This is a genomic window from Pseudomonas sp. Irchel s3b6, assembly GCF_900187415.1.
Classification (GTDB): Bacteria; Pseudomonadota; Gammaproteobacteria; order Pseudomonadales; family Pseudomonadaceae; genus Aquipseudomonas.
In genome coordinates, this window is the sequence record NZ_FYDM01000009.1 from 26812 (window position 1) to 40101 (window position 13290).

Below are 13290 nucleotides of genomic sequence, written 5' to 3' on the forward strand. Positions count from 1 at the left end.
GTGTTTCTCATCCCTGCATTCGCGGGCAACTGGCTGTTGCCCGCGATGCATTCAACGGTTTAGCGGGAGGCTAACAGCGCCTGGCCGCGAATCACCGCCGCCTTGACCTGGGCCGGTGCCGTGCCGCCGATGTGGTTGCGGGCATTGACCGAACCTTCCAGCGTCAGCACGGCAAACACGTCCTGCTCGATCTGGTCGCTGAACTGACGCAGCTCTTGCAGGCTCATCTCCGCCAGGTCCTTGCCGCTTTCCACACCGTACTTCACGGCGTGGCCGACGATTTCGTGGCAGTCACGGAACGGCAGGCCGCGGCGAACCAGGTAGTCCGCCAGGTCAGTGGCGGTGGAGAAACCGCGCAGGGCCGCTTCACGCATGATGGCGTGCTTTGGCTTAATGGCCGGGATCATGTCGGCAAATGCCCGCAGCGAGTCGCGCAAGGTGTCGGCGGCGTCGAACAGCGGTTCCTTGTCTTCCTGGTTGTCCTTGTTGTAGGCCAGCGGCTGGCCTTTCATCAGGGTCAGCAGGCCCATCAGCGCGCCGAAGACCCGGCCGCTTTTGCCGCGAACCAGTTCCGGAACGTCAGGGTTTTTCTTTTGCGGCATGATCGAGCTGCCGGTGCAGAAACGGTCAGGCAAATCGATGAACTGGAACTGAGCACTGGTCCACAGCACCAGCTCTTCGGAGAAGCGCGACAGGTGCATCATCGCGATGCTGGCGGCCGAGCAGAATTCAATGGCGAAATCGCGATCAGACACGTTGTCCAGCGAGTTGCCGCCCACGGCGTCGAAGCCCAGCAGTTGCGCGGTCAGCTCGCGATCGATCGGGTAGGTGGTGCCGGCCAGCGCGGCGCTGCCCAATGGCATGCGGTTGGTACGCTTGCGGCAGTCGACCAGGCGCTCGTAGTCGCGGCTGAGCATTTCGAACCAGGCCAGCATGTGATGACCGAAGGTCACCGGCTGTGCGGTTTGCAGGTGGGTGAAGCCCGGCATGATGCTGTCGGATTCGCGCTCTGCCTGTTCCAGCAGGCCTTTTTGCAGGCGAGTGATTTCACCCAGGATCAGGTCGATCTCGTCGCGCAGCCACAGGCGGATATCGGTGGCCACCTGGTCGTTACGGCTACGACCGGTGTGCAGCTTCTTGCCGGTGACGCCGATGCGGTCGGTCAGGCGCGCTTCGATGTTCATGTGCACGTCTTCAAGGTCGATGCGCCAGTCGAAGGTACCGGCCTCGATCTCGCCCTGAATGATGGTCAGGCCATCGATGATGCTGTCGCGCTCGGCATCGGTCAGCACGCCGACCTTGGCCAGCATGGTGGCGTGGGCGATAGAGCCCATGATGTCGTGGCGATACAGGCGCTGGTCGAAAGTGACGGAGGCGGTGAAGCGGGCGACGAAGGCGTCGACGGGTTCACTGAAGCGGCCGCCCCAGGACTGATTGGTCTTGTCAGTGCTCATGAATTCGCTCGTGATCGGCTGAAGGAAGATGGCGTAAAAACCTGCCGTGGATAATAACAGGGTTGCCAATCGAGTCGGTGTCGCTGGTCGATACGTTTTTGCTGTTTACAAGGCCATACTCCAGGGCTGTCCCTGCGTTTACGCAACGATATTTGTCAAATGAGCACTTTTGGCGCAGCGAGCGTCTACAGTTGGACGTTAGGGGCTGCGCAAATGTCCAATCAAGGCGTGATACGGTCAGCCTCGACGCCGACTACAAAAGAGCGGAGTGTTCATATTGGATATCAGCTTTGCTTACGGTGACGCCTCGCCAGGCCAGTCTTCGCAGGCAGCGGTGCCGGTACCGATAAATATTGCAGTCCGACGTGCGGCACTTTTTCGCCCTCGCGCTAGTCTTAGCGTGGATCGCGGTGACGGACGTCACTTCACCTGTCTACGCTATCCTTGTGCGAGACTCACGCAGGAAGCCAGTGCAATATGAATGTCCTGATCGTTGATGACGAACCCCTAGCCCGCGAGCGCCTGAGCCGTATGGTCGGCGAACTCGATGGGTACAATGTCCTGGAGCCCAGCGCCACCAATGGCGATGAGGCGTTGACCCTGATCGACAGCCTGAAACCCGATATCGTGCTGATCGATATCCGTATGCCCGGCCTGGATGGTTTACAGGTCGCCGCACGGTTGTGTGAGCGTGAAACCCCGCCCGCCGTGGTGTTTTGTGCGGCCCAGGATGAATTTGCCATAGAGGCCTTGCAGGCCAGTTCCGTGGGCTATCTGGTCAAGCCGGTACGTGCCGAACTGCTGCACGAGGCCTTGAAAAAGGCCGAACGCCCCAATCGTGTACAGCTCGCCGCCCTGACCCGGCCGGCGGCCGAAAGCGGCAGCGGTCCACGCAGCCATATCAGCGCCCGCACCCGCAAAGGCATTGAACTGATTCCATTGGCCCAGGTGGTCTACTTCATTGCCGACCACAAGTACGTGACCTTGCGCCACGAAGGTGGCGAAGTCCTGCTGGATGAGCCGTTGAAAGCCCTCGAGGACGAATTCGGCGACCGATTCGTGCGGATCCATCGCAATGCATTGGTGGCTCGCGAGCGCATCGAGCGCCTGCAGCGCACACCGCTGGGGCACTTCCAGTTGTTTCTCAAAGGTCTGAACGGAGATGCACTGATTGTCAGCAGGCGTCACGTCGCGGGTGTGCGCAAGATGATGCAACAGCTCTAGTAGGCTGTTCGCTACGGACTCAACGCCCCTTTGCCGGGCAGGTGAGGCCAGGGAGGCCACGCTGTTTCTGATACAAGTCAAAGCGGATTTGGCTGAGCTGTTATTATCCGTCATATCTATTCAGTACGGATTGATCCATGTCTCCTCGCGAAATTCGCATCGCTACCCGCAAAAGTGCCCTGGCCTTGTGGCAGGCCGAATACGTCAAGGCTCGTCTGGAGCAGGCCCATCCGGGTCTGGTCGTGACGCTGGTGCCCATGGTCAGCCGTGGCGACAAGCTGCTTGACTCCCCGCTTTCGAAAATCGGTGGCAAGGGCCTGTTCGTCAAAGAACTGGAAACCGCGTTGCTGGAAAACGAAGCCGACATCGCCGTGCACTCCATGAAAGACGTGCCCATGGACTTCCCGCAAGGCCTGGGCCTGTTCTGTATCTGTGAGCGCGAAGACCCGCGCGATGCCTTTGTGTCCAACACCTACTCCAGCCTTGATGCGCTGCCTCAGGGCAGTGTGGTCGGCACTTCCAGCCTGCGCCGCCAGGCGCAACTGCTGAGCCGTCGCCCGGACCTGCAAATCCGCTTCCTGCGTGGCAACGTCAACACCCGCCTGGCCAAGCTGGATGCCGGTGAGTACGACGCGATCATCCTCGCGGCGGCCGGTTTGATTCGCCTGGGTTTCGAGGATCGCATCAGCTCCTCGATCAGCGTCGACGACAGCCTGCCGGCAGGTGGCCAGGGGGCGGTCGGTATCGAATGCCGCAGCGCCGACAACGAAATTCACGCATTGCTGGCACCGCTGCATCATCAGGACACCGCCACGCGGGTCACGGCCGAGCGCGCGCTGAACAAGCATCTCAATGGCGGCTGCCAGGTACCGATCGCCTGTTATGCGGTGCTGGAAGGTGATCAGCTCTGGTTGCGTGGCCTGGTGGGTGATCCGAGCGGCGGCCTGCTGCTCAGTGCCCAGGCGCGTGCGCCGCGCAGCGACGCCGAGGCCTTGGGTGTGCAAGTGGCCGAAGACCTTCTGCGCCAGGGCGCCGACACGATTCTGAAGGCGGTCTACGGCGAGGCAGGTCACGAGTGACTGGGTGGCGCTTGCTGCTGACGCGACCACTGGACGACTCGGCGGCACTGGCGGTTTTTTTGGCCGAACAGGGGGTTTTCAGCAGCTGCTTGCCGCTTTTGGAAATAGAGCCGATCCCTGACTCTGAGACCATGCGCGAGGTGATCCAGGGGCTGGATCGCTACTGCGCGGTGATCGTGGTCAGCAAGCCGGCCGCCCGGATCGGCATGGGTCTGGTCGAGCGGTATGGGTCGCAATCGCCGGGTTTGAAGTGGTTCAGTGTGGGCGCGGCAACGGCGCAGATCCTCCAGGAGCACGGGCTGGATGTCAGCTTCCCGGAATGCGGCGATGACAGCGAAGCCTTGCTTGGGCTGGCACCGTTGCGCGAGGCTATCGCGCGGCCCGACGCGCGCGTGTTGATCCTGCGTGGCGAGGGTGGGCGTGAGCTGCTGGCTGAGCGCTTGCGCGAGCAAGGTGCTAGTGTCGAGTATCTGGAGGTGTACCGCCGCGGCTTGCCGCAGTATGCCGAGGACGCCTTGCCTGAGCGGATTGAAGCGGAACGCTTGAACGGCCTGGTGGTCAGCAGTGGACAGGGGTTTGAGCACCTGCGCCAGTTGGCCGGCAATGCCTGGCCTGAGTTGGCGCGGTTGCCCTTGTTTGTGCCAAGCCCTCGGGTCGCCGAGATGGCGCTGGCGGCAGGCGCCCAAACAGTTGTGGATTGTCGTGGTGCCAGTGCCACGGCTTTGCTAGCGGCGTTGCGGGAAACCCGCCCCGCTTTCTGATGCAAAGGATGGATACGTGAGCGAAACAGCCTTGCCTAAAGATGACGTCCAGCCTGTGCTCGATGCGCCGGTTGAAACTGTAAGCAACCCTGAACCGCGCCGGGGCAACGGGCTGGCGATTTTTGCACTGCTGGTCGGTGCCGCCGGTGTTGCCGTCGGCGGCTGGGGTATCTGGCAGATGCGCACCCTGCAGGCCAGCACCCAGCAGCAGTTGGGACAATTGCAGGCGCTGGGCGATCAGGCGCAAAGCCTCAAGCTCAATGAACAGCGTCTGACGGCGCGGCTTGAGCAATTGCCGGCAGCCGAAGAACTGGAGGAGCGCCGACGTCTGGTGGCCCAGTTGCAGGGCGATCAGCAGCGCTTGAACCAGCGGTTGGAAACTGTCCTGGGTGCCAGCCGCAAGGACTGGCGTCTGGCCGAAGCCGAGCACTTGTTGCGTCTGGCCAGCCTGCGCCTTTCGGCGCTGCAAGACATCAGCAGCGCCCAGGCCCTGGTGCAAGGCGCCGACGAAATTCTGCGCGAGCAGAATGACCCTGGCGCCTTCGCTGCCCGCGAGCAAATTGCCAAGACGCTGGCGGCATTGCGCAGCACTGAACAACCGGACCGTACCGGGCTGTTCCTGCAGCTAGGCGCCTTGCGCGATCAAGTGGCCGAACTCACTGAGCTGGCTCCCGAGTTTCATGCGCGTGGCGACTCCCTGCAAAGGCTGACCGCCGATGGTGATGGTGCCAGTCGCTGGGCGCAATGGTGGGAGCAGATTTCGCGCTACATCCGCATTGACTTCGATGCCGATAAAAACATCCGCCCACTGCTTGCCGGGCAGAGCCTGACGCAGGTACGCCTGGCCCTGAGCCTGGCACTCGAGCAGGCTCAATGGGCTGCGCTCAATGGCCAGGCGCCGGTGTATACCCAGGCGCTGGATGAGGCGCGGGATGTACTCCAGGGCAGCTTCAACCAGGACAACCCGCAAAGCAAAGTCATGCTTGAGCAATTGGCCGAGTTGAGCAAGCAACCGGTCACTGTGGTGACGCCCGACCTGGCGATGACCTTGAGTGTGGTGCAGGGCTATCTGGAACGACGTAACGTCAATGCCGAGGAGTCGGTCAAGCCTGCCGTCAAGGTGGGCGCTGGCACCACACCGGAGACCAGTCCATGAAGCGACTCTATGTGATTGTGTTTCTGGTCATCGCCGCTGCTGGTGCATTGGGGCTGGCGATTGCCCAGCACTCGGGTTACGTGTTGATCGCCTACAAGACCTTCCGCTATGAATCGAGCCTATGGGCGACGCTGCTGCTGGTGGCCGTGATCTGGTTGGTGTTGTGGGGGATCAAGGCCTTGATCGAGCTGGTCGCGGTCTCCAGCGGGGTGGTCAACCCATGGTCGAACCGCAATCGCAGCCGCCGGGTTCAGGTCGCAATCGAGCACGGCCAGCTGGATCTTGCGGAAGGTCGTTGGGCCAGTGCCCAGCGTCACCTGCAGCGTGCCGCCGAAGCTGAACGCCAACCGCTGCTCTACTACCTGGGTGCGGCCCGTGCGGCGAATGAGCAAGGGCACTACGACGAATGCGACAGCCTGTTGGAGCGTGCGCTGGAGCGCCAGCCGCAGGCCGAGTTGGCGATTGCCTTGAGTCATGCACAATTGCAGACCGACCGAGGCGATACCGACGGTGCACTGACCACGCTTTCGGCCATGCGCGAACGGCATCCCCACAGTGTCCAGGTGCTGCGTCAGTTGCAGCGTTTGTATCAGCAGCGTGGTGACTGGTCCTCGGTGATTCGCCTGTTGCCGGAACTGCGCAAGGACAAGGCGCTGCCAGCCAGCGAGCTGGCTGAGCTGGAGCGTCGGGCCTGGGGTGAAAACCTGACGCTGGCGGCCCGCCAGGAAGAGGGCGAGGCGGTGGGTCTGCAGTCGCTCAATCGCGCCTGGCAACAACTGACGTCCGCTCAGCGCCAGGAGCCGCAACTGGTATTGGCTTACGCCGAACAGTTGCGTCAGCTCGGTGCGGAAGTCGAGGCTGAAGAGGTCCTGCGTACAGCGCTCAAGCGTCAATACGACAGCCACCTTGCGCGGTTGTACGGGTTGCTGCGTGGCAGTGACCCGACGCGTCAACTGCAAACCGCCGAGGGCTGGTTGAAGGCCCATCCCAATGACCCGAGCTTGCTGTTGACCCTGGGGCGCTTGTGCTTGCAAGCCAGTCTGTGGGGCAAGGCGCGGGATTATCTGGAGAGCAGTCTCAGGCTTCAGCGCAATCCTGAAGCCTGTGCCGAGCTTGCTCGCTTGCTCGCCCAACTGGGCGATACCGAGCGTAGCAATCAGTTGTTTCAGGAGGGTTTGGGTCTGCTGGACGAGCGTCTGTTGGCTTCACCGTTACCAGTGCCGACACGCGCTTAAGCTCACGGCTTGTAGGCTCTTCCGTGGGGGGGAGCCTGCTGTTGGTAACGCCGGATACTCATCTGAAAGGCTTGGCGTAGGCATCATCCTACAGGTGACTACGCTCGGTCCCGTCTCTTCTGTCGGGAATTCCTTACGGTTGCGGCGAAGTCTCTCCACTGGCCCGTCTTGTAAGACTCCAGCGCTTTCCTCTACCGTAAATACCGGTCTCTTTTTTACGGATAAGCCATGTTCCTGGCCTGCTCTCGCTCCCTGTTTTTCATGGCTTTTATTGCGGGTGCCGTGGCGTTGGGTGTGTCGTATTATCTGGAGTACACCATCGGGCTCAAGCTCTGCGGCCTGTGCATGTTGCAGCGTTTTTTCCTGATGCTGTTCACCGTCGTATGCATGGTCGCTTCACTGCATGGCCCGCAACGGGCGGGCTGCTTTCTGTACTGGCTGTTGAGCCTGGCCTGGGCCGTTGCTGGCATGGCCCTCGCCTGGCGACAGGTGATGTTGCAAAGCGATCCGGTACAACAGTTGGTGGCCTGCCATCCTGGCGCGCAGGAGGAACCCGCAAACCTGCCGTTGCTGTGCCTCCTGAAACGGGCGTTTGATGGCACGGAAGTCTGTGCGCAAATTTCCTGGTCGCTGCTTGATCTGAGCATCCCCGAGTGGAGCCTGCTGTTCTTTGTGGCGGTCATGATTCTCGCGGGCTATCAGATCCTGCGACTCGTCTGGTACGCCATTGAGCGACCGTCCAGCGGCGAGTCGTCGCACCGGGGGGCGGGAGGCGATTAAACACTTGTATGAACTTTGTCTCCTGCGTACCTTGAAGCCAGTGGCGTGCGAGCATAATCTGGCCCGCACGTATCATTGGATTTATGTTGCTCGATGGTGCTTTGCCTGGCCGGATCCTTAGGCTTCACGTCTTTCGGCGAGTGCGGGCGACATTACCCATAAGGGAAGAGAGATCACCATGCTCGAAAGTTGTCAGAATGCTCAGGAACGCTGGGGTGGAGTGCATCTGCTGATCGATCGTTGGTTGCAGGAGCGTCACGAACTGGTTCGAGCCTATGATGCTCTCGGCGCCAAGCCTGAGGCTCTGGGCGAAAACCGAAAGCCGTTGCAGGAGTTCTGTGGTGTCCTGGTCGACTACGTGTCTGCCGGTCATTTCGAGATCTATGAGCAACTCACCGGTGAGGCCAAGGCGTTTGGTGACAAGCGCGGGCTGGAACTGGCCGATACGATTTACCCGCGCATCGACGTCATCACGGAAAAGCTGCTGGCGTTCAACGACCTGTGCGATGCCGGCAAGTGCGTTGCCGAGAAGTTCAAGGAGCTGGGTGGTTTGCTGCATGAGCGCTTCGAACTTGAAGACTGCCTGATCGAAGTGCTGCACACGGCTCACAAGGAAGAAGTGCCCGCGCAGGCCTGAGCCTCGATCGCGAGCAAACTGCAAAACGGTGCGCCTTGCGCACCGTTTTTCGTTTGGGCAGTTTGTTCAGCCTGTTGCCCCGAGCAGTTCCACTTCAAACACCAGCGGCGTGAACGGTGCGATCAGGTCACCCGCGCCGTCGGCACCGTAGGCCTGTGCCGACGGGATTACCAGGCGCCATTTTGCCCCGACCGGCATTTGCTGCAATGCGCTGCGCCAGCCGTTGATCACGCTGTCGAGGCTGAACCATTGGGCCTGATCATTCCGATCGAACACCGTGCCGTCGGGCAGGCTGCCGATGTAGCGAACCTGTACCTTGCCACTGGGTCCGGCCTTGGTCCCGTTACCTGCAACCAGCTCGGTCAGCAGGATGCCATCGGCCAGTTCCCGGACGCCGGGCCTGGCTTTTTCAGTGGTCAAGAAACGGCGCTCTTTTTCCAGGGCTATCTCGCTTTGTGGCAGCGCGGGCTGCTCGGCAATCTGTGCTTCGTGCTCGGCCAGGATCTGTTCGATTCGCTCATCCTTGAGCGCCAGCGGCTTGCCCTGGTAGGCCTGTTGCAGGCCTTCTACCAGTGCTTGAATCTGCAACTTCGGAACCTCTTGGCGCAAGCGCTCGCCCAGGCTGGCACCGAGGCTGTAGGCAAGATCGTGGGCGTCATTATTCGGGTTTTTGTCAGTGGCATACACCGTCGAAAATACCACGCACAAGGGCAACAACAGGTAACGCGACATGGGCGCTCTCCAGTCTGGAATGCGGTGGATTATGCCAGCGAGAATGGCATGGCCGGTGAACTGCTTTGAGAGGCGTGCAGAACATTTTCAGTTTGGTGCAACGCACGGCCATCGATACTGTCAACATGCCCTAGCGGCGGTAGCAGCAGAGGTCTAGTATGAGCCGCACCCACGTCAGCCAGGAGGTAAACCATGTCGGCCAATAAGAAGCCTGTAAATACTCCGTTGCACTTACTCCAGAATCTCACGGGCAGCCTGCTCGAGCATTTGGAAAATGCTTGCTCCCAAGCCTTGGCTGATGCTGAAAAACTGCTCGCCAAACTGGAAAAGCAGCGCGGAAAAGCACAGGAAAAACTGCACAAATCTCGCACCAAATTGCAGGACGCTGCCGCGGCCGGCAAAGCCAAGGCACAGGCCAAGGCCAAAGGTGCGGTACAAGAACTTGAAGAACTGCTCGACGCACTCAAGGATCGTCAGTCCGAGACGCGCAACTACATTCTGCAACTCAAGCGCGACGCCCAGGAAAGCCTGAAACTGGCCCAGGGTGTTGGTCGTGTGAAGGAAGCTGTTGGCAAGGTGCTGACCCAGCGTTCGGCCAAGCCTGCCGCTGCCGCGACGGCCACAAAAAAACCAGCGGCCAAACCGGCTGCTGCCAAGGCGCCCGTGAAAGCCGCCGCCAAACCTGTTGCCAAGGCACCTGCCAAGACAGCCGCCAAGCCAGCCGCGAAAAAACCGGTTGCCGCCAGCGCCGCGAAACCGGCTGCGGCCAGACCCGCCGCCAAGCCTGTTGCTAAAACAGCCGCCGCCAAGCCGGCTGCCAAACCTGCAGCGGCTAAACCTGCTGCCGCTAAAGTCGCCGCCAAGCCAGTCGCCAAAGCGCCCGTCAAGGCGGCCGCCAGACCCGCAGCCAAGCCTGCGACCACTGCTAAACCTGCCGCCGCCAGCGCCGCCAAACCGGTTGCGAAACCTGTTGCAGCGAGACCGGCTGCGAAGCCTGCGGTGAAAAAGCCTGTCGCGGCCAAGCCTGCTGCTGCCAAACCCGCTGCCACACCAGTGGCTGCGAAACCTGCGGCACCTACCCCGGCGGTGAGCACTCCGGCAGCTTCGCCAGCACCGGCAGCTGCAATCAGCACCCCGACCAGCGCTTCCTAAGCATCGGTCATCGCGACGCGCAGCTGATGCAGCGCGTCGCGGCTCAGGTTGGCGGTGCTTGCCGCCAATCCTTCCTGCCACGCGGCCAAGTCGTTCGCTTGACCCGTCGGCCACTCCCGCGCCGACTGTTCCAGTCGCAACAGCAATTGCCGCTCGGCCTCCAACTCCAGTGCCTTGACTTGCGCTCGCAGGATGCCGAGTTGTGCGTCCGAAGCCGCAGCGGCTTTCCACTGCAGGCGTAGCTGTCGTAGTGGCTGCACGACCTGTGAGTCCCAGGGCCCAGCCAGTTGCATGAGCTGTTGCAGGCGTTGCGGGTTGCACGCCACGCCGCGTTCGCCGAGCCAGCAGGCGCAGAGCAGCAGGCACACGTTGGCGCCCGCCGCTTGCAGCGCCAGGCAGGCTTCTTCTACACCCGGGCGGGCGTAAGTGCTGAGGGAAAAGCTCCACAGGTCAGAGGACATAGTGCTACTCGCGCCAGTTGCGAGCGAAGCTGGTAGACTCCGCCGCCATTATGATTCGACTTCAGAACCTGACTTTACAGCGTGGCCCGCAACGTCTGCTAGAAGACGCCGAGCTGACCCTGCACGCCGGCCACAAAGCCGGCCTGATCGGTGCCAACGGCGCCGGCAAATCCAGCCTGTTTGCCCTGTTGCGGGGTGAACTGCACCCGGACTCGGGTGACTGCTTCCTGCCGGCCGATTGGCGTATTGCCCACATGCGCCAGGAGGTCGACACGCTCGAACGCCTGGCGGTCGACTACGTGCTCGATGGCGACCTGCGCCTGCGTGAGGTGCAACGCGACCTCGCCGCGGCCGAAGCGGCCCATGACGGTGCCGCCCAGGCGCGCCTGCATTCGGAGCTCGACAGCGCCGATGGCTATACGGCCGACGCTCGCGCCCGCAAGCTGCTCGCGGGGTTGGGGTTCACGAATGAACAGATGGATCGTCAGGTCGGAGATTTCTCCGGTGGCTGGCGGATGCGTCTGAACCTGGCACAGGCATTGATGTGTCCGTCGGACCTGTTGCTGCTCGACGAGCCGACCAACCACTTGGACCTCGATGCCATTATCTGGCTGGAAGAGTGGCTCAAGAGCTACCCGGGGACCTTGCTGCTGATTTCCCACGACCGGGATTTCCTCGATGCCGTGGTCGATCACGTGGCTCACGTCGATCAACGCAAGATTACGCTGTACCGCGGTGGCTACTCGGCGTTCGAGCGGGCCCGTGCCGAGCGTCTGGCCCAGCAGCAACAGGCCTACGAGAAGCAGCAGGCGCAACGTGCGCACATGGAAAGCTACATCGCCCGCTTCAAGGCCCAGGCCACCAAGGCCCGCCAGGCCCAGAGCCGGATCAAGGCGCTGGAGCGGATGGAAGAGCTGTCCGCCGCCCACGTCGATTCGCCGTTCGATTTCGTCTTCCGTGAGTCGACGAAGATTTCCAGCCCGCTGATCGACCTGTCCGACGCCCGTCTGGGCTATGGCGAGAAAACCGTGCTGGAGAAGGTCAAGCTGCAACTGACCCCGGGTGCGCGGATCGGCCTGCTCGGTCCTAACGGTGCGGGCAAATCGACCCTGATCAAAAACCTCTCCGGTGAGCTGGAGCCTTTGGCCGGCCGCTTGACCCGTGGCGAGAACACGGTGGTGGGCTACTTTGCCCAGCATCAGCTGGACTCGCTGGATTCGAAAGCCAGCCCGTTGCTGCATTTGCAGCGCCTGGCACCGACCGAGCGTGAACAGACCCTGCGCGACTTCCTTGGTGGATTCGATTTCCGCGGTGCACGGATCGATGAGCCGGTGCTGAATTTCTCGGGGGGCGAAAAGGCTCGCCTGGCTCTGGCGTTGATCGCCTGGGACCGCCCGAACCTGTTGCTGCTCGACGAACCGACCAACCACCTGGACCTGGAAATGCGCCTGGCGCTGACCATGGCCCTGCAAGAGTTCAGTGGCGCGGTACTGGTGGTTTCCCACGACCGTCACTTGCTCAAAAGCACCACCGATAACTTCTTCCTGGTGGCCGATGGCAAGGTCGAAGAGTTCGACGGCGACCTGGAAGACTACGCCCGTTGGCTGGTCGAGTACCGTCAGCGCAACGCGCCGGTGAGCACCACGCCGGTCAATCCGGACAAGACCGACAAGAAAGCCCAGCGCCAGGCCGCTGCCGCGTTGCGTCAGCAACTGGCACCGCACAAGCGCGAGGCCGACAAGTTGGAAACCGAGTTGGGCAAGCTGCACGAGAAGCTGGCGAAGGTTGATGCCAGCCTGGGCGACAGCGATGTTTACGAACCGGCGCGCAAGAACGAACTGCGTGATCTGCTGGCCGAGCAAGCGAAGCTGAAGGTCCGGGAAGCCGAGCTGGAAGAGGCCTGGATGGAATCTCTGGAACTGCTGGAGAACATGCAGGCGGAGCTGGAGGCGCTGTCCTGATGGAGGCCTTCAAGCTGCCGCTGCCGGCGGTGTGGGTCGATCCGATCTGGCTCGGCGTGCAGATTCTGCTGATCCTGTTGGCGGGTTACCTGACCCAACGCTTCGTGGCCAAGGGCCTGACCCGCCTGGGCGAGCGCTATCCGTTCCCGCCGCAGTTGCTGATGCCGCTGCGAGGTGGTCTGCGCTGGCTGATCATGGGCAGTGCACTGATCTTTGTGCTGGAGCGCCTGGGCGTTTCCGCTACGGTACTGTGGACAGCGTTGTCCGGCTTTGTGGCGGTGGCCGCCGTGGCGTTCTTCGCCATGTGGAGCGTGCTGTCCAACCTGCTATGCGCGATCCTGATCTTCACGGTCGGCCCGTTCCGGCTTGGCGACGTGGTCGAGTTGGTGGACACCACCGACAAGCCCGGCGTCAAAGGTCGGGTTGTGGCGATCAACCTGCTGTACACCACGCTGATCGAGGCCGAAGAACTGGGTACCGGCAGCGCCATGGTGCAAGTGCCGAACAGCCTGTTCTTCCAGCGCTCGGTTCGACGCTGGCGCGGCAGCGACGTCTTGCCTTCCAGCGGCTTTGAAAAATAACCGGGTGGGCGACAACGCTGGTCGGCAGCGGTCATTTCCTGCAAAAAATCGATAGTCATTCGCTGGCCGGCGCATTA

13 protein-coding genes are annotated in these 13290 nt (G+C 61.7%); 10 read left to right on the forward strand and 3 right to left on the reverse strand.

Annotated elements, in window-relative coordinates:
* Positions 1–59 precede the first annotated feature (59 nt).
* Complete coding sequence (argH, locus tag CKW07_RS16075) at positions 60–1454, reverse strand: argininosuccinate lyase (protein ID WP_095145837.1); 1395 nt, start codon at positions 1452–1454, stop codon at positions 60–62.
* A 477-nt stretch (positions 1455–1931) separates the two neighbouring features.
* Here argH and CKW07_RS16080 point away from each other — a divergent pair, with 477 nt between their 5' ends.
* From CKW07_RS16080 to rsd, 7 genes are all read left to right on the forward strand, one after another.
* Entirely contained in the window at positions 1932–2678 is a 747-nt protein-coding gene (locus tag CKW07_RS16080; RefSeq protein WP_095145838.1) for a LytTR family DNA-binding domain-containing protein, read from the forward strand.
* Positions 2679–2815: 137 nt separating this feature from the next.
* On the forward strand, positions 2816–3757 hold the full coding sequence (hemC, locus tag CKW07_RS16085; RefSeq protein ID WP_095145849.1) for a hydroxymethylbilane synthase: 942 nt from the start codon (positions 2816–2818) through the stop codon (positions 3755–3757).
* The gene (locus tag CKW07_RS16090; protein ID WP_095145851.1) at positions 3754–4518 is read left to right on the forward strand and encodes a uroporphyrinogen-III synthase; all 765 of its coding nucleotides are present in this window, start codon (positions 3754–3756) and stop codon (positions 4516–4518) included. The genes hemC and CKW07_RS16090 overlap by 4 nt, the downstream gene beginning before the upstream one ends.
* 16 nt (positions 4519–4534) lie before the next feature.
* Entirely contained in the window at positions 4535–5674 is a 1140-nt protein-coding gene (locus CKW07_RS16095) for a uroporphyrinogen-III C-methyltransferase (protein ID WP_095145853.1), read from the forward strand.
* Complete coding sequence (locus CKW07_RS16100) at positions 5671–6909, forward strand: heme biosynthesis protein HemY (RefSeq protein ID WP_095145855.1); 1239 nt, start codon at positions 5671–5673, stop codon at positions 6907–6909. The genes CKW07_RS16095 and CKW07_RS16100 overlap by 4 nt, the downstream gene beginning before the upstream one ends.
* Positions 6910–7137: 228 nt before the next feature.
* Entirely contained in the window at positions 7138–7689 is a 552-nt protein-coding gene (locus tag CKW07_RS16105) for a disulfide bond formation protein B (RefSeq protein ID WP_095145857.1), read from the forward strand.
* A 178-nt stretch (positions 7690–7867) separates the two neighbouring features.
* Positions 7868–8326: a sigma D regulator gene (gene rsd, locus CKW07_RS16110; RefSeq protein ID WP_095145859.1), complete on the forward strand. Its 459-nt coding sequence runs from the start codon at positions 7868–7870 to the stop codon at positions 8324–8326.
* A 66-nt stretch (positions 8327–8392) separates the two neighbouring features.
* On the opposite strand, the gene CKW07_RS16115 is transcribed toward rsd, so the two are convergent.
* Positions 8393–9058: an FKBP-type peptidyl-prolyl cis-trans isomerase gene (locus CKW07_RS16115; protein WP_095145861.1), complete on the reverse strand. Its 666-nt coding sequence runs from the start codon at positions 9056–9058 to the stop codon at positions 8393–8395.
* Between the two features lie 192 nt (positions 9059–9250).
* Between CKW07_RS16115 and CKW07_RS16120 the strand changes: the two genes are divergently transcribed.
* On the forward strand, positions 9251–10210 hold the full coding sequence (locus tag CKW07_RS16120) for an AlgP family protein (protein WP_095145862.1): 960 nt from the start codon (positions 9251–9253) through the stop codon (positions 10208–10210).
* Here CKW07_RS16120 and CKW07_RS16125 read toward each other — a convergent pair.
* Positions 10207–10671, reverse strand: a complete 465-nt coding sequence (locus CKW07_RS16125; protein WP_095145864.1) for a TIGR02444 family protein — start codon at positions 10669–10671, stop codon at positions 10207–10209. The genes CKW07_RS16120 and CKW07_RS16125 overlap by 4 nt on opposite strands.
* A gap of 50 nt (positions 10672–10721) precedes the next feature.
* On the opposite strand from CKW07_RS16125, the gene CKW07_RS16130 reads away from it, so the two are divergent.
* Both CKW07_RS16130 and CKW07_RS16135 read left to right on the forward strand, forming a co-directional pair.
* On the forward strand, positions 10722–12632 hold the full coding sequence (locus CKW07_RS16130; protein WP_095145866.1) for an ATP-binding cassette domain-containing protein: 1911 nt from the start codon (positions 10722–10724) through the stop codon (positions 12630–12632).
* On the forward strand, positions 12632–13213 hold the full coding sequence (locus tag CKW07_RS16135; protein ID WP_095145868.1) for a mechanosensitive ion channel family protein: 582 nt from the start codon (positions 12632–12634) through the stop codon (positions 13211–13213). Before CKW07_RS16130 ends, CKW07_RS16135 begins: the two co-directional genes overlap by 1 nt.
* The last annotated feature ends 77 nt before the right edge of the window (positions 13214–13290 follow it).

What these genes read in the sequence shown, in the direction of transcription:
- rsd (WP_095145859.1), top strand. Translation starts at nt 7,868, where the DNA reads ATGCTCGAAAGTTGTCAGAATGCTCAGGAACGCTGGGGTGGAGTGCAT.
- CKW07_RS16115 (WP_095145861.1), bottom strand. Translation starts at nt 9,058, where the DNA reads ATGTCGCGTTACCTGTTGTTGCCCTTGTGCGTGGTATTTTCGACGGTG.
- hemC (WP_095145849.1), top strand. Translation starts at nt 2,816, where the DNA reads ATGTCTCCTCGCGAAATTCGCATCGCTACCCGCAAAAGTGCCCTGGCC.
- CKW07_RS16100 (WP_095145855.1), top strand. Translation starts at nt 5,671, where the DNA reads ATGAAGCGACTCTATGTGATTGTGTTTCTGGTCATCGCCGCTGCTGGT.
- CKW07_RS16105 (WP_095145857.1), top strand. Translation starts at nt 7,138, where the DNA reads ATGTTCCTGGCCTGCTCTCGCTCCCTGTTTTTCATGGCTTTTATTGCG.
- CKW07_RS16135 (WP_095145868.1), top strand. Translation starts at nt 12,632, where the DNA reads ATGGAGGCCTTCAAGCTGCCGCTGCCGGCGGTGTGGGTCGATCCGATC.
- CKW07_RS16130 (WP_095145866.1), top strand. Translation starts at nt 10,722, where the DNA reads ATGATTCGACTTCAGAACCTGACTTTACAGCGTGGCCCGCAACGTCTG.
- CKW07_RS16080 (WP_095145838.1), top strand. Translation starts at nt 1,932, where the DNA reads ATGAATGTCCTGATCGTTGATGACGAACCCCTAGCCCGCGAGCGCCTG.
- argH (WP_095145837.1), bottom strand. Translation starts at nt 1,454, where the DNA reads ATGAGCACTGACAAGACCAATCAGTCCTGGGGCGGCCGCTTCAGTGAA.
- CKW07_RS16120 (WP_095145862.1), top strand. Translation starts at nt 9,251, where the DNA reads ATGTCGGCCAATAAGAAGCCTGTAAATACTCCGTTGCACTTACTCCAG.
- CKW07_RS16125 (WP_095145864.1), bottom strand. Translation starts at nt 10,671, where the DNA reads ATGTCCTCTGACCTGTGGAGCTTTTCCCTCAGCACTTACGCCCGCCCG.